This window comes from Paenochrobactrum pullorum, assembly GCF_041929845.1.
GTDB lineage: Bacteria > Pseudomonadota > Alphaproteobacteria > Rhizobiales > Rhizobiaceae > Paenochrobactrum > Paenochrobactrum pullorum.
In genome coordinates this window covers 1-20955 of record NZ_JBHEEH010000026.1, presented here as the reverse complement: position 1 = coordinate 20955, position 20955 = coordinate 1, and the positions used below count along the sequence as shown (strand labels likewise).

General features: G+C 46.8%; 14 protein-coding genes, 1 tRNA gene and 1 pseudogene. 11 read left to right on the top strand and 5 right to left on the bottom strand.

Features of this window, described 5'->3' with window-relative positions; translation table 11 throughout:
* Positions 1–77: 77 nt before the first annotated feature.
* A pseudogene (locus JNC77_RS16810) lies at positions 78–710 on the top strand (type ISP restriction/modification enzyme); the annotation flags it as partial.
* A 135-nt stretch (positions 711–845) separates the two neighbouring features.
* Here JNC77_RS16810 and JNC77_RS16805 read toward each other — a convergent pair.
* Positions 846–1205 carry a VOC family protein gene (locus JNC77_RS16805; RefSeq protein ID WP_374834591.1) on the bottom strand — a complete coding sequence of 120 codons (360 nt, stop codon included), beginning with the start codon at positions 1203–1205 and terminating at the stop codon, positions 846–848.
* A gap of 731 nt (positions 1206–1936) precedes the next feature.
* Here JNC77_RS16805 and JNC77_RS16800 point away from each other — a divergent pair.
* The gene (locus JNC77_RS16800; RefSeq protein ID WP_374834589.1) at positions 1937–2923 is read left to right on the top strand and encodes an integrase; all 987 of its coding nucleotides are present in this window, start codon (positions 1937–1939) and stop codon (positions 2921–2923) included.
* A 192-nt stretch (positions 2924–3115) separates the two neighbouring features.
* Here the strand turns inward: JNC77_RS16800 and JNC77_RS16795 are convergent, their stop codons facing one another.
* From JNC77_RS16795 to JNC77_RS16785, 3 genes are all read right to left on the bottom strand, one after another.
* Complete coding sequence (locus tag JNC77_RS16795) at positions 3116–4066, bottom strand: COG2958 family protein (RefSeq protein WP_374834587.1); 951 nt, start codon at positions 4064–4066, stop codon at positions 3116–3118.
* Positions 4067–4155: 89 nt separating this feature from the next.
* On the bottom strand, positions 4156–5439 hold the full coding sequence (locus JNC77_RS16790; RefSeq protein ID WP_374834585.1) for a PAN domain-containing protein: 1284 nt from the start codon (positions 5437–5439) through the stop codon (positions 4156–4158).
* A gap of 243 nt (positions 5440–5682) precedes the next feature.
* Positions 5683–6999, bottom strand: coding sequence for a PDDEXK-like family protein (locus JNC77_RS16785; protein WP_374834583.1), 1317 nt, complete (start codon positions 6997–6999; stop codon positions 5683–5685).
* A gap of 193 nt (positions 7000–7192) precedes the next feature.
* On the opposite strand from JNC77_RS16785, the gene JNC77_RS16780 reads away from it, so the two are divergent.
* The gene (locus JNC77_RS16780) at positions 7193–8185 is read left to right on the top strand and encodes a site-specific integrase (protein WP_374834581.1); all 993 of its coding nucleotides are present in this window, start codon (positions 7193–7195) and stop codon (positions 8183–8185) included.
* Between the two features lie 1514 nt (positions 8186–9699).
* Here the strand turns inward: JNC77_RS16780 and JNC77_RS16775 are convergent.
* Positions 9700–10260 (bottom strand): recombinase family protein, encoded by a 561-nt coding sequence (locus tag JNC77_RS16775; protein ID WP_374834579.1) that lies wholly within the window; start codon positions 10258–10260, stop codon positions 9700–9702.
* A 108-nt stretch (positions 10261–10368) separates the two neighbouring features.
* Here JNC77_RS16775 and JNC77_RS16770 point away from each other — a divergent pair, with 108 nt between their 5' ends.
* The 8 genes from JNC77_RS16770 to JNC77_RS16735 all read left to right on the top strand — a co-directional run.
* Complete coding sequence (locus JNC77_RS16770; RefSeq protein WP_374834577.1) at positions 10369–10872, top strand: hypothetical protein; 504 nt, start codon at positions 10369–10371, stop codon at positions 10870–10872.
* 556 nt (positions 10873–11428) lie between these two features.
* Entirely contained in the window at positions 11429–13525 is a 2097-nt protein-coding gene (locus tag JNC77_RS16765; protein WP_374834575.1) for a type I restriction-modification system subunit M, read from the top strand.
* The gene (locus JNC77_RS16760; RefSeq protein ID WP_374834573.1) at positions 13522–14727 is read left to right on the top strand and encodes a restriction endonuclease subunit S; all 1206 of its coding nucleotides are present in this window, start codon (positions 13522–13524) and stop codon (positions 14725–14727) included. Before JNC77_RS16765 ends, JNC77_RS16760 begins: the two co-directional genes overlap by 4 nt.
* A 16-nt stretch (positions 14728–14743) precedes the next feature.
* Entirely contained in the window at positions 14744–17986 is a 3243-nt protein-coding gene (locus tag JNC77_RS16755) for a type I restriction endonuclease subunit R (protein WP_374834571.1), read from the top strand.
* Between the two features lie 274 nt (positions 17987–18260).
* A tRNA-Arg gene (locus JNC77_RS16750) sits at positions 18261–18337 on the top strand.
* A 123-nt stretch (positions 18338–18460) separates the two neighbouring features.
* Positions 18461–19636 (top strand): site-specific integrase, encoded by a 1176-nt coding sequence (locus tag JNC77_RS16745; protein WP_374834569.1) that lies wholly within the window; start codon positions 18461–18463, stop codon positions 19634–19636.
* Between the two features lie 315 nt (positions 19637–19951).
* Positions 19952–20170 carry a hypothetical protein gene (locus JNC77_RS16740; protein ID WP_374834567.1) on the top strand — a complete coding sequence of 73 codons (219 nt, stop codon included), beginning with the start codon at positions 19952–19954 and terminating at the stop codon, positions 20168–20170.
* Positions 20171–20339: 169 nt separating this feature from the next.
* The coding region (locus JNC77_RS16735; protein WP_374834565.1) for a hypothetical protein at positions 20340–20955 on the top strand (616 nt) is incomplete at its 3' end.

Genomic DNA, 20955 nt, shown 5'->3' with positions numbered 1-20955 from the left:
CGTAAAATCTGCTCGCTTCGTCATGTAAGTTTCCTTTCAACTCAAGAAAACCTCTCCACTTTTACGAAGCAAGTCCACTTGCGCATTTCCAGGCTGCCTATCCGGATGAAGAGATCAGCAAAGAAGACCTGTTTTATTACATTTACGGCCTACTGCACTCACCTGAATACCGCAAGCGCTTTGCTAACAACCTAGCCAAACAGTTGCCGCGCATTCCGGCTGTAAAAACCTATACTGACTTCGCAGCATTCCGTGATGCTGGTCGGGCTCTTGGTAATCTGCATTTGAATTTTGAAACTGTAGAGCCTTATATGGTCACGTTCAAAGAAGGCGATCACAGGTTAATACCGGAAGCAGAATCTAATCCACAGAAATTCTACCGTGTCACCCATACGAATAAATGGAAATGGGGAGGCAAAGGTAAAGAAAAAGATCGCGCCACTGTCATTTATAATGACAATATCACAATGCAGAACATTCCGCTGGAAGCTTATGATTACATCGTCAACGGCAAACCAGCACTTGAATGGGTTATGGAGCGCCAAGTTGTCAAGACAGACAAAGACAGTGGTATCGTCAATGATGCCAACGATTATACAAACGAAACGATCGGCGATCCGAAATATCCTCTTGAATTGTTCCAGCGCGTAATAACCGTGAGCGTTGAGACGATGAAGATTGTGAATAGCTTACCCGAGCTAGATATTTAAGTAGCCACACCACAACCACAAGAACGGCGCCATGAAGGATTGTGGCGCCGCATTCACGATAATTATATTATTAGGACTTCGTAGAATTTAATATTGTCTGCCCGCTACCTTAAATCTTGGGGCACCGGAAACCACTTAATCGACGAGTATTCTTCCTACTCTGATAAGGTTTTCATCCGGGTCTGACAATGCGAATTCATATGTCCCCCAAGAGGTTTTGCGTGGTGGGTGCAGGGCATATTTACTAGCAACCACTGCGAGTTCGTCAACATTGTCAGCATACCAATAAACGCCACACGGGCTTTTACCTGGGATTAGCCAATCTTCTGGCGCTACAGTAAGATGCAATTCTGAACCCTTCCCATCAATTAACACTTGATAGCCATCATAAACATCAGAACCTTTAGGCTTGAAGCCTAACAACTCATAAAACTTAATGGATGCATGTATATCATTGGTAGGTAAGACTGCGATCATACGTGTAGGGTTTGTCATTAGAGCCTCGATAAAAATGTTCAGAGTTCTTTTCAGTAATTGGGCAAGCTGACTGAAGGGTTACGATATGCATATCAGAATTGTGCACTTTTATAGCGATATCTTTTGGCTTAGCCACTAGGCACATGGCAGGCAACAAGCCCATCAGGCAATACCAACAGGAGTCGAACCTGTGACCTTTGCCGTAGGATTATTCACATAATCTACAATCAATTCAGCCTTTCCCCATTGATACGAAAGATCGCTTGGGTTAGAACGGCTTAGCTTTATATTAAAGCGACTGCGCACCCGTAGCTCAGCTGGATAGAGTGCTGCCCTCCGAAGAGTCCGAAGGCCGCGGTCAAGCTCTAAAATATTCCTATTATTTCAATTGCTTAAACAAGGTGATCACGCTTTTATAGCGTCACAATTGGTATCTGGCACATCCCCGCCACTTGGGCAGACAAACGTTGTCAGTGCCTATGTTACGTGGCACTCTACGAGAAAGAGCTGCCCTGAAAATCAGGATGAGGCAATTTTAAAAACCTTGGTTCCCTCGAGGTTCCGACGTGTTTTCCAGTCGTAAAACGGGTCAATCGGCACAACCTCGCCACTCTCCTCAGCACCTATGTTTCCGGTCTTGCGATCATGATGCAAAGCCGACCAATACCGTCAAGCTCATATTCCGGTTTCATCCTTGGCACCTATAAAGGGGCATCCTAGAGACTGTTGAAACATCGGATGGAGTTTCTATGGCTACAATTCGTAAATTACGTGGACGCTGGCAGGCACAGGTTCGCCGTAAGGGGCTCAAACCACGAGCCAAGAGTTTTGACACCAAAGCCGATGCTGAGAAATGGGCACGCAATCTGGAGACTGAATTAGATCGCGGCGGCGGTTTCATCGATACACGTCTTGCCGAGAAAATGACACTCCGGGAATTGCTTGAGCGCTATCTTACAGAGATCACGCCACACAAACGCAGCGCACAAACTGAGACTTACCGCATTCGCGTGCTTATGAAGCATGAAATTGCATATCGCACGCTTGCCATGCTCAGCCCTACAGACATTGCATTATATCGCGATGAACGATTAAAGGTTGTTGCGACCTCCACAATACTCAAAGAGCTGAACACGCTCGCGCACGCCATCGACATTGGTCGTAAAGAGTGGGGTGTCCATCTGATGCAAAATCCTTGCCGGATGATTAGACGACCATCACCGCCACGTGGACGTGAACGACGTTTAGAGGAAGGTGAAGAGCAAAAGCTATTGGAAGCAGCAGATACTGCTCGCAATCCTTATATGCGCTCACTGATTATCATCGCGCTTGAAACAGCTATGCGCCAAGGTGAAATTCTTTCGCTTGAATGGCAAGACATCGATTTCAATCGCCGGATAGCTCATTTGGATATGACTAAGAATGGTGAAAGCCGCGACATCCCACTGTCACAACTTGCTTTGCGAACCCTCGTAGAACTTAAAGAGGCAAGCGCTGATCAGCGTGTATTTCCCTTAACAAAATCAGCTGTAGGACAAGCGTGGGAGCATCTTCGTGTTCGTGCTGACATGATTGACTTCCGCTTCCATGATCTACGTCACGAGGCAATCTCGCGCCTTTTAGAAAAAGGTCTGAACGTCATTGAAACTGCTACGATTTCCGGACACAAAGAACTGCGCATGTTGCAACGCTACAGTCATCTACGTGCGGTCGATCTAGTTGATCGCTTAGGCTGAATAATCAATGATTGTAACGCCGCACACGAAATGCGATGTGCGGGCAACTCCATCGTGGGTTAGAAACCCACCCTCTCCTCCATTTTATTCTGTTAAAGCGACCACATACCAGGAATCACCCTTTACAGACCGTATTCTGTTACGTAGCCCCTTCTTGGTATCTTATCGAGAGCCACGCGAGAGGCACGAAGGCTACATATCGCCGGTTTGAAAGAACTGCCGGACTTTTTTCATAAAAGACTTAAAGTCTTTATTCTCAGTTGCCAGCCTGCTGCACATTGGCCATTCTATATCTTGCCTCTCCCGAGCAGGCACAAGAATTTGGCTTTCAGTAGGATTCTCCGGATTAAGTTGTATTAATCCAATGCCATGGACAGCATACAAAATTCGTAGCTCCTTTAAGGTGTCCACACCCTCAAAGTTGGCAGCTACCAAATACCCAAAATTCGCCCAAGACGAATTTGAAACAGCCTGAAAATATGTCTCTCTGACATTAGAACGATTGATAAGCAGCTTAACCTCGAATGACCATAAACGAACCCGTCGATCACGGCTTTCACGTATGGCGCTTATCACCTCCGGATGCAAACCATCCGTTAGGTTCTCCATTCCAACAACATCAGGATACAGCCACTTATTACCACCAGCACCATAATTATTAGACGAGCGTTTCTCATCTATACGTGAACCGCTGACGTTGTGCTCGGCTTTCAAAAATTCTACAAGCGCAGGATATAGATCACTTTCTTTAAGCTTGTTTTGAGGCTCTTCTTGATTCTGAGCTAAAGTAGGCTGCGAGCTTGATTTAATTTCAGTGGACACCGCCGCAACATAACTTTCAGCTATCTGAACCTCTTCAGCCTCTGATAACATCGTCCAATAATATAGACGCGGCCTCACACCTTCTGTAGTCCTCAGCTCTTTAATGCTATTTTGCCACAACGGTCTATTAGCACCAATTTCCGCTACTAACTGCGTAAGAACCTCTGCATGTGTATTTAGAGAGCTACTGCGTTCAAGTTTGGCGGCAACTTGATCCGGATAAGTTTCAGCTATCCATATAGCAATTTCTCTAGCTTTAAATTGCTTTTCCGGGTTGGAAGATAATAACTCAACAACCCTATTTTTCAATTCTAAAGACATTTTCCACCCAAATGCGTCATTTCATTTCGATACTTAACACGACCGAAAATTGCCAATGAAAAATCTTACTATATCAAGCAATTTTGACCTCAGTTCAAAGTAATAACTTTGGCTGGAGTAAACGTCTCGTATCTTTTAACACCAGTAACCAATCCCTTTCCGAACATCGGCGTGCCTACAGCTCCTTTTAGCCAACATTCCTTTTTGGGCTTTACATAAGTGAAGGCCACGCAGCGGTTATTGTCGATGCACGCAAGACGGCACGCGAGGGGAGTTTTAGCTGAGGCATGAGGACGACGCGACAAATCCCCGCCAGGCAAATCGACATCATCAAAGAGCGCTTTCGCGGGATCAATCATACCCATGGAAAAAGGTTCGGGATCAGACTCCGAACCGCTAAGAAAACGACCAGAGAAAGCGACGCTATTTCCATCTGCCCGACCCTCGTTCGACTTCAAGAAACAATTTGGGCCTTTTTTAAGCCTAGGATTGGTGTTGAACGTGAACGCCTTACACTGTCCATTCATTTCAAGGCAGTTTTTAGCGCATGCAGCGGCATCAACCACGCGCACACTGGATATATCTTCACCGAAGAGATCCAACCCTGTATAAACTGCTATTCTGTTCGGACGCTTGGTGAACTCTTCAAGCGGTGACAGCTTAGCAAGCGATTCAGTTTCCACATTCGACGCCTGATCATTAGACAGTGTCTGTATACCGGAATCTGGTATACCGGTTTCTGTCACATTCTCTTGATTGGCAGAAACCGTGCTTTCAATTGGTCGGCCATTTTTTATTTGATCGTCGCCTGAACGGTTGAGCTTGTATTGCTGTATCTCTTGCTGACTGAATACGTGCATATCATCAGGTGGGGTTTTGAACATGATCTGCATAACCTCTGCAGGCGTATCAAATCTACTCAATACCTCTATAATATCTGATATCGCTAATTGAGCGCCAACAAGGTCTCGTGAATCCGATGATATCTGATGCACGCCCAATTCGCCGTCAGCTTTCCGTTCCTTACCTGCAAGGAATATATACGAGCAGGCAGAATAGCACTTACTAGCTTTGGGAATATATGTTGCCAATGCACGCTGGTTAATGTCATCAGCAATCAGCAAGCCAGCTTGCACGCTGCCGCCATCACTATTAAGCGTGATTAATTTGGCATCAGGCGCTGCACGCAATGCCCTGCGAAAATCCAGTGCAGCACTGGGCGTAATCATACCATTCATATTGATCACATCCGGCCTTGAAGCAGCAACGGTAAAGGGTCCGAAACTAGTTTCGCCTGCAGACGCTGCTCCACTAGCAACTATGCAAACCGCGCCAAATAAAGCTGCGATGCTACAAATTAAAGACTTACGCATGACCTACCCCATTCCCAGATGATCTAGCATCAACTATCTGACGCAGACAAGAATGTCTTTAACGATAGAGTTAATCGTAAACGCCATAATAGCGAGTATACCAGAATAGCCCTTGGCACCCCTTTCGAGGCATCCACGCATGATCTCCAACACATATTGGAGATCATGTAATGACTATCATCCGGAAACTCAGAGAACACAGGCCCTCTGTTGCGCAGACGTGGGATGAAACCACGCTGCAAATTATGACTTGGGTTTTCCGTAATGCAAGAATTCAGGTATTAGACTAGCTACGAGATCGAATTCCGGATTAAAGTCGGCCAGCAGCAATTTCAATTTTTGCTCAATTTCATCAGTATCGTGAACGTCATTAATGACAATAGTATTCTTTCTCAGAAATTTTGAATAAAGCCGCCCCTCATCGGCAGCGCCATTTTGAAACTGAACCCGTCCCATGCCCTTCTCAGTTGCCACCAGCTTGATCGTATCAATTATGCCTTTCCGAAATTGGTAATCAGAAATTGGGCCAACTTCTGCATTCAGCTTTATATGGCCTTTAGTGCCATCGCTCCCGGCCCAAATTTCTGCCCAAACAATAAACGGATAGCCACCCCACCAACTTTCACAGCCGGGCCATTGTCTATTGGTCCCATCCAACGCTTCAAACCAGCTAAATGGCAGAAAGCTGACATTATTCTTCGTAAGTCCAGAATAGATATATTTAGTGTCACCTATTATGACCTGCTCAGCTCGTTTAGGATTGTCTCCAAATACGCGATGCACTGCCAAGGCAAAATCTGACCCGGAGCCATGCTCTATAACGAAGTCCAAAACTTTCTTATGGTCTCGATACAGCTGGCGCGCCAAATTTTCCATTTCAGATCGCTCTTTGCTCATACCGGTGAGCTCCTCCAGAATATGCAAATAATGAGTGAGAAAAGTCGTGACTTCTGGTGAGAGAAGATAGGCTTCTTGTTCAAGATATCGCTTTAGAAAGCTGCAAATTTTATTATATTTTATTGACGTGTATTCTGTGTCTTCGGCTATCTCTTCATGTAGCGTCAAAAAAACCCCACGAATATCAATCGTCGACACAGATGCCTGGGTCGTGCTCTGCGCCCGGAACAACTCCATTATACGCTCACGATATTTGGTAAGCTGTCCTTTGTGCTGTCGGCTATGAACTTTATTCTCTACGATGAAGGCCCAACGATTCTGCGGTGACAATATAAAAATATCAATATTATTCCACTCGCATCTAACATCTGCATCACGCATATCACTTTGCGAAATTTGAAGAGCATTGGGTTTTTTACCGCTGTCTCCCTTGATTGCTTCAGACAAAAATGCCCTCAAGAAATGATCACCAAGACCATGCGTCTCTTTTGGATTCAGCAACCAAGCGAGAATGGCAGAGTGGCGAATTTCCATTCCTTCCATCTTCATAACTTTGATTGGATTAAAGCGATTAAGAGAAGCTTCGATACGCTGCAGTGCATCGTTATTGACAAACAACGCCTCTAATTCATTATAACTCGGTGCGCTTTGCGTGATTTTCATTGAGCACATATTTATACTACCAATCTCTAAGACCTCTCATGTAGCAACAAGCGAAGCGAACTTACAAGCACACAGCTTGATAGTTGATTCATTTGATTTAATTAGCATCTAGCCATATAAATTAAGAAACATCCTTGGTTCCGCATCCGGGGCATCCTACGCATGATATTCAATACCAATTGGAGATCATGCTTTGGCAACCATCCGCAAACTCAGAGGCCGCTGGCAAGTGCAAGTCCGCAGACGTGGGATGAAACCACGCTGCAAATCGTTCGACAGCAAGACCGAAGGCGAAAAGTGGGCACGTGAACTAGAGAACCAAGTTGACAAGTTCGGCGCAGCACCAGACACACGCATTCTTGAAAGCACGACGCTCGGCGAACTGATGAAACGCTATGCCGAAGAGGTCTCGCCAACCAAACGTGGTGCCACACAAGAGATACAGCGCTTTGGCGTGCTGCAACGCCATGAACTTGCTTACCGGACGCTCATAGGTTTGTCACAGCAAGACATTGCATCCTTCCGTGATGAACGTCTTCGGACAGTCAAGCCAGCTACAGCCGTTCGTGAGCTTGCTATCCTTAGCCACGTCCTTGATGTCGCCATGCGTGATTGGGGTTCCCCTCTCGCCCAGAACGTCGTGAAAATGATCCGTCGACCGACCATTAACAATGCACGTTCACGCCGTCTCAGCGTTTCAGAAGAGCAGCGCTTATTAGCCGCCTGTGACGACGGTAGAGTCGAATGTTTTTGTGCGCTGATCATTGTAGCCATTGAGACCGGGATGCGCCGTGGTGAGCTTCTGAGACTCAAATGGAGCGACATGTCATACAATCGCCGGGTAATCTCATTGACGATGACCAAGAACGGAACGAGCCGGGGAGTTCCATTATCGACACGCGCATATGAAGCATTCATGTCACTTCATGATAATGGCAGCGTAGATCAAGCTATGCCTTTCGGGATGACTAGCTCAGCCTTTGATCAAACGTGGAAGCGCGTCATTAAACGCTCCGGCATTGTGGATCTAAAGTTTCACGACTTGCGCCATGAAGCTGTCAGCCGGTTCTTTGATCTTGGTCTAAACGTGATGGAGGTCGGCACAATCTCCGGACATAAAGAGCTATCCATGCTCAAGCGCTACACACATCTGAATACTGACAGCCTCCTTTCACGTTTAGGGTAGATCAATCTACCTCGTTCGTTTTCAAACGATCAGAGGATTTCACGAAGTCCTAGAAAAATCCGGATTTATTTTAGGGGATGGTTTCTGGCGCCGTAGCAATCCGGAAACATAACCACCGCTCCTGAGCTGCAACTTATCTTTCCATTGTGTAAATTTACAGATGGGAAAGTAACTCAAAAGCGGGCTTAAGCTTTATAAAGCGGCACGGTTACAATCCATGACCTTCTTATGTCAAATAAGAAGGAAGTTGTCGCTATCTTGTCTGTAAGTTTACAAAAAAATCTCAAATTCTGGATTTTGAACAGAAATCACCTAAACTCACGCACACATATTCAAGAAACAGCTAAGATCGTCGTATTCACTCATAATATACGTCTGCTTGCGTAGTTTTTTCTTATTTTCTTTTTTACTAACCACCTCATTCACGCTTAAGACGATACATTACAAATTGAGCTTTCTTCTTACTGCGGAATAGAGCTATCCCCCTCCCTTGAAACTTAAGCATAAAGCCTTGGCAAATTAGCCAAAGTCAAAACATAATCATGAATCGACCGTTTCAAGGGAGGGAGGATAATATGTAAATCTGCGTCTACAGAGAGCTAAAGCAACTAGCGTCAATCACGCGGAAGGCGGATGCCATTTACCTTCCATAATGCCGTATCCGAGATACTTTCGTATCTCCATCGGTTAGCAACAGCACTTAGTGCTGCCGCTGCATTCTCTATGAGCATACGTCTCAACTCATAGAAAATATCGGGATGTGGTCCACGCTATAAAAGCGACCACACAGAGCCCGAATCTTTGAATGTCCTTTTGTGCTGCGCACGGGCGACAGAGCCTATAAGCTGTCCATGATTTTACACACGGGGTCGTATTAAGGGCTCTACTCCTTCCATGTCTCGAACCATGACGTTGCCACCTCAACAAAGGATAGCTTGGACGTTAATAGCGTGACTTGGGGATACGACCCAGAGCCTTCGAGATATTCATCTTATGAATGATTGAGATCCACAAGAAGGGCAAAAACGTTGCCACATATTATTATAGCGTTTTTGTCACCAGACACTGGATTATTTTACACAATTTCCTAACATTCGGCCAAAATTTAAGCTATCAATTCGCTTAAACTTAAAGACTCCATAAATACTCACCAGCAAGCAAACCCTTCCGGCTTAAAACCCCTCGCGGAACCTCAGCAAGCGCGCCCATGACAGGCTATGACACAACCAGAGGCGCTCTCGGTCGCAAGCCTGCCTTTTCTGTGCATGAGGGACATTCCGGGGTAAATGGAGGGATTTCAGTCCAGCGCTTCAAGCGAGTTAGCACATCTCATAGAGCAAACATTTCCATTATGCTGGCGCGCTGGCCGTTTAATATCGTTGGCTCAAACCACCCATTGACCAAAAACGCCATAGAGACTCACCTGCACGCGCAACCTTTCCAGACAGCACTTCTATCAAATCGCACAACGGAATGACTCAGCGAGCCGCTACGAGTCAAATAACAGCATCCTGTTACGCAACATCCTTCAGTGCTCGAACTAACGTGCGTGGGTGCAAATTATAGCGCTCAGCGAGTGCCTCCACTGAAGCCGAACCATCCTTAAGAGCAATACGAGCACTCCGGAGCTGTATAGCTGTCATAGCAGGTTTACGCCCGATCCTCTGCCCTCGTGCACGGGCAGCTTCCATTCCGGCCTTGGTTCGCTCACTGATCAATGACCGCTCAAACTCTGCCATCGCAGCAAGCAGATGAAACAACAGTCGTCCACCTGATGAGGACGTATCGATGGCTTCACTTAAGGAATGGAACTCCACCTCGCGCTCACCCAATTCAGATATCAGATGAACCAGATCAACCAATGACCGTCCGAGACGATCTAACCGCCATACAACCAGCATATCTCCGGCTTGTAACGCCTTTAGCGCCTTGCTGAGGCCGTCCCGTTCAAATTCAGCACCGGACACGCCCTGATCAGTATAAACCCTCGTGCATCCAGCGGCCTTCAATGCGCTGAGCTGCAGATCAAGATTTTGGTCGCTGGTTGAAACTCGGGCATATCCTATTTTCTTCATCTTACTCATTCCGGATAACTAGCGAGGAATATTCAGCTATTCCGAGATGAAGATACCCATTCCCCTCTTGACGAAAAGGAACCCTTTCGTGCGGCATGGGTTTAGTTGTTGACCGTTCAAGCCTGCCTATCAAAATCAAGGACTTCCGGTCATTTGAAAATAGCTATTCAAGCAGTAGGAAAAGGGTTCCCTTTTGTGCAGCATTTTTTTGCTAAGGGAGTCATAAATCCAATGTCCCGTTTTATGCTTACGGTTATCGTTCCAGCGCTCTTTTTGAGTATCACACCAGCATCGGCTGACGCTTTGGATACCTCTTTCACGCTCACCCTATATCCGTATGCAGCTCTTAAGCGAGCGGCGATAGCGTGCGACAAACCAATCAGTGAGTATATTGATTACAAAACGCGCGTGATGGAAATCCTCGGTAAAATACCTAATGTCGATTTAAGAGCCGCTGATCGTGACTTGGAAGAGCATTATGAAAACGAAGCACGATATGGTTTAGTATGCACAGATGCTTTACTTGAGCTATACCAACAAACCAAAAACGGCACTGCGGAGAGATCGTTGAAGTCACTTGACGATGCCGTGAACAGAAAACTACGGGAATAACAGTAGATCAATCTACGATTATATATGCTTATTCATTTCCAGCCAGTTTTCGAGTGCTATTATTAGTGCTGGCTGTAACTGGGTAGCCCCTTTCAGCGCTTGACCTAGTGAGGCATTCAGCGGCGAAAAACCAACCTCCTTCATAACAGCGCCAACCTTAAGTCCACGCGCAGTCATTACAGCTTGAATACGTGATTTAGTCCACGGCAATAGGTGACGAGCACTCGCAATTGCTACTCTTCTAGAGGAAGGCTGGCAGGGTGCGGTGTAACCACGCCATATTCTGTATACAGTCAATGCTCAAACTCTCTCCGTTCATAAGCCACACTTTTGCAATGCGTATTAGCTCATATCCGCACAAACTTAATGGACAAATATTATCGTTTGTCGCAACGGACGGCACTTTTTATCGATACAATTTTCAACGGCCTTATTGGTAACTATGCGATCACATCCCAAAAGGGATGGTTTTAGGTCTATCCAATCAATCTTGAACTAGAAACATATATGAATACGAGCTAAGACCGGCATATGTGATGTATGTAAAGGATAGCTCGTGGAGCAGATCAACAGTATCGAAAAGCGCCTCTGGAGTTCAGCAGATACGCTACGAGCAAATTCGAATTTCGCTAGCAACGAATATTTCATGCCTGTCATGGGCCTCATCTTCCTGCGGCATGCGTATTCCAGGTTTCTAAAGGTTCGAGATGAGATCATCCCGACACTCCCAAGCCGTGGCGGTGTAGTTCGAGAGTTAACGAAAGAAGACTTTTCCCGCCGGGGATCTATCTATCTGCGGCCTGAGGCTCAGTTCGACACGCTGGTTGGTCTGCCGGAGGGTGAGAGCGCCGCAGCAGCCCTAATTACTGCTATGGAAAGCATTGAAGCCGACTATGAAACGTTGAAGGGCCTGCTACCGAAGCAGGAATATGCAGAGCTGGACGATGACGTGTTGCGCCAAGTGCTACGTATTTTCAATGATCCGGCATTGCAAAAAGCAGATGGAGATGTCTTCGGTCGAATTTACGAATATTTTCTTACACAGTTTGCTGACCAGAAAGCTCATGACAACGGTGAATTCTTCACGCCTGTCAGCATCGTTGAAACCATCGTCAATGTTATCGAACCGACACGTGGCAAAGTCATTGATCCGGCGTGTGGTTCCGGCGGCATGTTTGTCCAGTCAGCGCATTTCGTTGAGGCCATGAAAGCCAACCCCAATGAGCGGTTGACCTTCTACGGGATGGAAAAGAACCCCACGACTATTCGTTTGGCTAAAATGAATCTAGCGGTTCATGGCCTGGATGGCGATATAGAGAAGGCAATCAGCTATTACGAAGATCCGCACCAGGACCAAGGCCCTTTTGACTATGTAATGGCGAACCCGCCATTCAACGTGGATGAAATAGACGCGGAGAAGATGAAGGACGATAAACGTCTGTCATTCGGTCTGCCTGGCGTCAATAAAGCAGGCAAAGTATCAAACGGCAACTATATCTGGATGTCGTTCTTCCACTCCTACCTATCGCCGCGTGGGCGCGCCGGTATCGTTATGTCCTCGCAGACCTCTTCTGCCGGAGGAAAAGAGGCAGATGTTCGTCAGGCGTTAGTAAGGACCGGTGATGTAGACATCATGATCGCCATCCGTGGTAATTTCTTTTACACACGCACCGTGCCTTGTGAATTGTGGTTTTTCGACAAGGCCAAGCCTGAACATCTACGCGACAAGGTGCTGATGATCGATGCACGCCATGTGTTCCGCAAGGTGACGCGTAAGGTCTATGACTTCTCACCAGAGCAGATGCGCAATCTCACGGCTATCACCTGGCTCTATCGTGAAAAATCAGAGCGTTTTACTGCTCTTGTGCAGGACTATCTGGAAACAGCACGGGCTGAAGCCACAACGGCAGATTTCTCCGGCCTGCTTAGCGCTGTTGATGAGGCGGTGGCCTTCTTCACACGCCATCTCGGCGCAGAGGCACCCACAGAAACCGCTGAGCGCTTGCATGCCGATTGCGGCGCTTTTGCCAGCGCTGCAACAAGCTTGATCACGCCCCCAGCCGAGATTGCCGCGCTGAATGATAGGCTGATGGTGATGCAGCCGATTGGCGATAAAGCGAAGGCACTGATCAAAGAAATCGACGCGCTGACGAAACTGCTGCAAAAGGCGCAAGATGCGCTGGCGGCCAAAGGCGAAAAGCAGATCGAGGCCCAGACCAATGAGGCTGCCACCAAGCGTATGACTGCGGAGATGCGCAAACTTGCATCCGACGGTAAGAAACTGCTGGCAGCGATTACCGAGGCACGCATTTCCTTGACCGGCGATCCGGCAGTGCAACTGACGGTGACCGGCAGCCTGAAGCGATTCCGTTATTTTGAAAGCCAAGCCCACTGGTTGCTTTCGCGTTTTCCTGAAGGTGTGCTTTGCGATGTGCAAGGGCTAGTCAAGCTTGTAGACCACGATGAACTGGCAAAGAACGACTACAGCCTGACACCTGGGCGATATGTCGGCGTGACACCCGATTTAGAGGATGACGAGTTCGACTTTGAAGAGACGTTACGCGAAATTCATCTAGAATTGGACGGGCTGAACACCGAGGCAGCAGAATTAGCAGAGATGATTGCAAAGAATCTTGAAGAGTTACTGGTATGAGCTGGCCCACGAAGTCTCTCGCCGAGGTGGCCGACTTCCAACTCGGCAAAATGTTGGATCAAGTAAAGAACCGTGGTGACAACCACCCATACCTTGCCAATAAAAATGTTCGCTGGGGCAGCTTTGATTTTTCGGAATTGCGCGAGATGCGTTTCGAGGAATCAGAGTTCGAGCGCTTCTCGCTTAAGGATGGCGATATCGTCATGTGCGAAGGAGGCGAACCTGGGCGGTGCGCACTTTGGCGCGATGAAATGCCAAACATGATGTTTCAAAAGGCACTTCATCGCATTCGTCCGTTTGAGAACATGGATTCCGTTTTCCTCTACTACAACCTGTCCTATCGTGCTCATTCCGGCCATTTCAGGGGCTTATTCACCGGAGCAACAATCAAGCATTTACCTCGCGAAAAGCTGGCGCTTGTTCAGGTGGATGTCCCCGACCTTCCCACCCAAAAGCGCATTGCGTCCATCCTCTCGGCCTATGACGACCTTATTGAAAACAACCGACGGCGGATCGTCTTGCTGGAACAGGCAGCGCGGCTGCTGTATCGCGAATGGTTTGTCCACCTCCGCTTTCCAGGTCATGAGACGATAAAGATCATTGATGGTCTACCGGAGGGATGGGAGTCAATCCCTGCATCCGAAGCGATGCAAATTAATCCAAGGACGACTTGGAAGGCCACTGAATCAAAGCTCATCACAATGGTGCCTATGGGTGCTCTCTCCACGGCGGGGATGATTTGCGACACTTCCCTGTTCGAGAACCGCGAGCAACCTACAAGCGTGAAATTCATGAATGGCGACACGCTATTCGCAAGGATAACCCCCTGCCTTGAGAACGGGAAGACTGGCTATGTGAACTTCTTGCAAGACGGAGAAATCGCCTGTGGCTCAACAGAATTTGTCGTATTCAGAGAGCACCGGATCAGCCGTTTCATGGCATATCTTCTAGCAAGAGAAGAAGATTTTAGAAAGAACGCAATAACTAGCATGGTCGGTTCATCCGGCCGTCAACGTGTTCAACAGAACTGCTTTGAGAAGTATATTGTGTCTGCTCCGCCGCGGAAAATTGTGCAAGATTTTGATGCAGCGATCGAACCTATGTTCCAAGAAATAGGACACTTACAAAAGGTTATTACCAAGCTCACCCGCGCTCGTGATCTTCTGCTCCCGCGTCTGATGGATGGACGCATTCCAGTTTAAAGGTTAGTGATTACACATGAATGACTTTACCGAAGATCAGCTTGTTCAGAAGACTATGGCCGACTATCTCGCTATCGAGCATGGCTGGCGAGTCGTCATGGCCTGGAACAAGGAGATTTTCGGCCCAGAGGGCACACTGGGCAGGAAGTCCGATAAGGATGTTGTGCTGACGCGCTATCTGTCTGAAGCGTTGCTTCGCTTGAACCCGGGCTTGCCTGATGAGGCTTATGTTCAGGCCCTGCGCGAGGTCAGCGATATTTTCGGCTCGCAATCTCTTCTACACATCAACCAGGATAAATATGCACTGATCCGCGATGGTGTGCGAGTGAAGTTTCGCCAGAATGGCGAGCAGCGAACAGAGCGGCTACGGGTGTTCGATTTCGATAATGCTGAGAACAACGACTTTCTCGTCGTGCGCGAGTTGTGGGTGCGCGGCTATGCCCACCGGCGGCGTGCTGATATCGTGGGGTTCGTCAATGGTTTACCATTGCTGTTCTGCGAGCTTAAGCGCCCGGACAAAGACCTGAAACGCGCTTATGCCGAGAATCTGTCCGACTACAAAGACGCTGTCCCGCATCTTTTTTACTTCAACGCCTTTGTCATCCTCGGCAATGGTGACCTGGCCAAATTAGGTTCAATCAGTGCGGATTACGATCATTTCTCGGATTGGCTAAAGCTGGACGAGTCTGAGCGGCGCGACGAGCTGCTCCCGATGGAAGCACTGCTACGCGTTGTCTGTGATAAACGGCGTTTCATGGACCTGTTCGAGAATTTCATCTTGTTTGCTGATACCGCGAATGGCCCGGTGAAAATTATTGCAAAGAACCATCAGTTTCTCGGTGTCAACCGAGCGGTCGAAGCCGTGATCAACCGGCAAGCTCTGGATGGTAAGCTGGGCGTATTCTGGCACACGCAAGGGTCGGGCAAGTCTTTTTCTATGGCACTGTTCACTCAGAAGGTGCATCGTAAACTGGGTGGTGATTATACATTTCTAGTGCTGACCGACCGGACAGACCTGGACAACCAAATTTACAAGACCTTCGCTAGCGTCGGACTGGCCAACAACGACAAGGACCCATGCCGGGCCGGATCAGCCCAGGAACTGCGAGACTTACTCGGCCAGCAAAAAAAGGTGATCTTCGGTATGATCCAGAAGTTCACCGATGATCAGGCTAAAGGTGGCGCGTATTCTGGCCGAAACAACATCATTGTAATGACAGACGAAGCGCATCGATCACAATATGGCACACTGGCGCTGAACATGCGCAAAGCGCTACCCAACGCGGCGTTCATTGGCTTTACCGGCACACCGCTGTTTTCCAACGATCAAATCACCAAAGAGGTCTTCGGTGCTTATCTTTCCACCTATGATTTCCAAGATGCCATCGAGGACGGTGCAACGTTACCGCTTTACTACGATGCACGCGGCGACAAGTTGCAACTGACAGGCGGCGAACTAAATGAAAAGCTTGCCCAAGCTATTGCTGATGCGGAGATCGACGATCCAGATGTTGCCGCGAAGCTCTCAGATGATCTGAAGCGTGAATATCATGTGGTGACTGCCGAACCCCGCCTTCGTCATATTGCTCGAGATTTCGCCTGGCACTTCTCGTCGAACTGGGAGACTGGCAAGGCGATGTTCGTCGCCATCGATAAGATTACTGCCGTGCGGATGTATAATTTCATCTCCGATGCCTGGCAGGCAAGGATCACGGAGCTGGAAAAAGGTCTGGTGCATATTTCCGACGACCAGGAGCGTGTGATCCGAATCCAGCAGATAACCTGGATGCGAAAGACCGAGATGGCTGTTGTCGTCAGCGACGAGCAGAATGAGATCAAGAAATTCAAGGACTGGGGTCTCGATATTATTCCCCATCGCAAGCGGATGAAGGACGGCTTCGTCGTTAGCGAAGTCGTTGGCGGTCGCGAGATTGAAAAGCGCCTGGACGTAGAAACGGCGTTCAAGCGAGAGGATCATCCATTCCGCATCGTAATCGTATGTGCCATGTGGCTGACCGGCTTCGACGTGCCGTCATTGTCTACACTTTATCTGGATAAACCACTACAGGCGCATACCTTAATGCAGGCAATTGCCAGGGCGAACCGGGTGAAGGAAGGTAAGAATAACGGCCTGATCGTTGATTATTGCGGCATTCTGAAGAACCTGCGTAAAGCATTGGCCACGTTTGCTGGACACACAGGCGGTATAGGTCCATTAGGCGAAGGTGGCGACGAACCTGTCATTGATCCACTCGCCCCTCAAGAAGCGCTACTGGGAGAGCTTGCGGAGGCTATATATATCATCCGCGAAGGGCTGCAAGCAGATGGCTTCGCACTTGAACGACTGCACAGTGCGACTGGATTTGATAAGCTCAAGGTGTTGAAAGATGCCAAGGAGCTGATCAATACAAATGATGAGACCCGCAAGCGTTTTGAGATTTCTGCCCGAGCAGTGTTTAGGAAATACAAATCCTGTCTAACCTTCCCGGATGTGGAGCGATACAAGCCGGACTTTCAGGCCATAAATTATATCTACAGCTCTCTTCAAGAAGACAAGCTGGCCGCCGACACATCCGCGATCATTCAGAAGCTGAATGCCATCGTTGGCGAAGCCATCAATATTCGCCCAGATAGTGCTGATGACAAGATCTTCGATATATCAAAGGTGAATTTTGACCTGCTTCGCCGTGAATTTGCGAAGAGCGAACGCAAAGCCAGTGATGTCCAGGACCTTCGCACCGTTCTTCAGAAGAGGCTCGCAAAGATGCTGGCTGCTAATCCCACCCTTGAAGACTTTCAGGTTCGTTTCGGCCAGATCATCAATGATTACAACAAGGAAAAAGATAAGAATACGATTGAAGCCACCTTCGAAGCGCTGATGAGAATTGCAGCAGACCTTGAGGAAGAGGCTCAGAGCCATGTGGCGCTGGGGCTGACACAAGAACAGAAGCCGATCTTCGACCTGCTATTACGTGAAGACTTATCAAAAGACGAGATCCGGCAGATTAAGGCCATTTCGGTCAAAGTGCTTAAGGCTATTCAACAGCGCATTGAAGAGGTTCAAGACCTGTTTGAGAAGCAGAGCACTCGCGATGATTTACGGCAGCAGATCTACGATCTTCTCTACGACGATAGGACCGGGTTACCAGTCTCAAAATATAACGAAACAGATTTAGATGAGAAGACAGACGTTCTATTCCAACATTTTATGCATAGTTTTAGACCAAACATGAATGTTGGCTTTTCGCTTCTAAATTGATGTTTAGATATCGGCGCAATCGCGCCACATGAAGTTTCTTTGGTTAATCCAAGATATTCAATGAGACTTTTTGCAGTCAACGCTGGCGGAAGACCCTGCACTCAAATTAAGGTGGCACATAAAAGGCTCGTTTAAAAGACTACCCCAACAACTTATGACCCATAATCACTCCCATCAGATTATTCACATAAACTACCAATAATTGGATTTTTCCCCATTGATACGCAAGTATGGTTGCGTTAGAACGGCTTTGCTTTATATCAAAAGCGACTGCGCACCCGTAGCTCAGCTGGATAGAGTGCTGCCCTCCGAAGGCAGAGGTCACAGGTTCGAATCCTGTCGGGTGCGCCAAAATCTCCAATAAAATCAAAAACTTACTAATCACCTCAAAACATCGCTTGAATTGTTTCTATTTATTGGCACAATTTTGGCACAGTGCGGCACACCGCGCTATATCAAGTGGGGTAAACAAATTTGGCTACGATTAGAAAAAAGGGTGATGGGCAATGGCACGTTCAGATTCGCCGAAAAGGCTGGCCGAGCCAAACAAACACGTTCCGCACCAAGGTCGAAGCGGAAACATGGGCGCGTGATATTGAATCGTCGATGGATAAAGGTGTGTTTGTTGACCGCTCTCGCGGACATGAGGAAACCCTTGCTGATCTAATTGATCTATATCGTGCTGAAGTGACCAATAAACGACCGGGTGAAGCATCACGTATTGCCGAAAACGCACGTCTTGATCGATTTTTACGCGATGAATCTACTCTTTGCTCATTTGCCGTCGCAAACCTGCGTCCAGAGCATTTTATTGACTATCGTAATCGCCGCCTAACCGAAACCGCATCTCGTGGCAAAGAAGGTGGACGCGGTCGGTATAAAAACATTGAGCATGTCTTAAAATTGAGAAAAGATGGCGCTCCGCGCTCTAATGCAGCGCAAGCAAAAGCTCCACCCACTGCTCCAAAACTAATCTCCCCTGGCACGGTAAAACGCGAATTAACGCTCTGGAAAAATATCATCGCTCATAGCAAGCTACGGCTTAATCTCGCTCAAAATCCGGTTAACTCAGAAGACGTGAAAAGACCTACTGCTATTGATGATCGTGATGTCAGACTTTCACATGAAGAAATTGATAAGCTTTTAGATGAGTGTAAAAACGCACGAAATTTATGGCTTTTTCCAACAGTAGAATTTGCATTTGAGTCAGGAGCTCGCCGCAGCTCTATCTTACGTTTAGAGTGGAAAGACGTAGACTTAGATCGTCGGACAGCACTGCTACGTCGAGTTAAAAACAGTAGAAATCCGCATGAAGCTCGTGACATTAAGATCGGTTTATCACCGCGTGCTATCCAAATTTTGAATGGTTTACCTGATGCGCCAGTACGCACGGGACAGGTATTTAAAATGACTGTAGACGCTTTAAAAACTGCGTTTGACAGAGCGCGAAAACGAGCTGAATTACCTCATTTTCGTCTTCATGATGCACGTCATGAACGTACTTCTAATTTGGTTGAAGCAGGCTGGTCGGATACTGAAGTGATGGCACAGACAGGCCATTTGGATCCGAAATCGCTCAAGCGTTATGCTAACCTGAGAGAGACATTTCTTGCTGATAAACTTGCAGAATTACCAAGTCGAAAATCATAATAAATACTTATTTCCTGCCGGCGAAATATGTCTGTCAGCCGCCGGCGGTTAATTATATTTATGCAGAAAAATCATTTTTGCCGCAGAATTATTAATATTCTAAGACGCTTAAGCAGAAATATAATTACAGATTAAAATTATTTTTAACTAAAATACATATACCAATTCTAGTGTCGTCAACTGGTTTGTCTAAAGATTAAAGAAACATTAAAAATAGCTCTTGCATCAATCATTAATGCACATCATCATTTAATTATAGAAGAGCAAAACAACAATTCTTCTAGCCGCAAAGGCGGAAAACTAAGGATAATGAAGATGAGAGAATATGCATTTGATATTTACGAAAGAACATTCTTTATTTCAGAAAGAGAAGATATTTTGGTTGGTGGAGTGCAAAAAACGAGTTGGGAAGTACGTAAACTTTGCGAAGACGAATTTGGACATGAGTATTATCATCAGCTTGGAAATGCATACATGCCGAGACGCGCTACTAAAGCTAAAATGAAAGAATATCTAAGAGAATACTACTGCTAATATGTTCTAAATTTTTAATTTATTGATATTCTAATTAATTGCCGCCGAACCTCCCATTTTTAGAACTTGGGAGGTTTTTTGTTGCCTAAAATTAACGAATATTAATGATTTAGGGGGCCCTCAAGGCTCCTTTGAAATGTTATATACTTGGCAGAAAAAGGGGATCGATATGAATACTGGATCAAATTTAGCATTTCAGTCGTCATTGCTCGTTGGTGGTGCGACTTACTCATTGTTTAATGCTCATCAGCAAGCCATGGCAAACGTAAGAGCTGGCCGGGAGCGCAGAGCTGCTGAAGCGAGAGATTATCAAAAAGAATACGAAGATTGGTATGATAGCACTCTCGAAAATACTAAAAATAACTATTTTAAACATAGAGATGCTATTGTCCTGTCAACAAAATACGCACTCGAAGCGCGGGACAGAAATAAAGAACTGGGAGTAATTATTTTAAGATATGCAGATAAAATTAAAAACAATGTAAAGCTCAAAAAACAAGCACTCGAGTTGATTAAAGAAATTAACGATGATGGTAATCGACTGGAACGAACTCAAAAACTCTTAAAGCTCGGCTGCGCAAATCCGAAATGGTGTAATTTATTGAAGGACCCTCTCGATTGCGCAAAGCATAATATTCGTCTTTTAAAAGACATGGCTCGAGCAACTACTGAGTATTCTGATTTCGAAAATAAATTACGAATTGAAATGGTTATGTCGCAAAATTTTGAACAGGATATAAACGTGCTTATCTGCAGGCACAGTTATGCTGCGAGTTCGGCAAAGA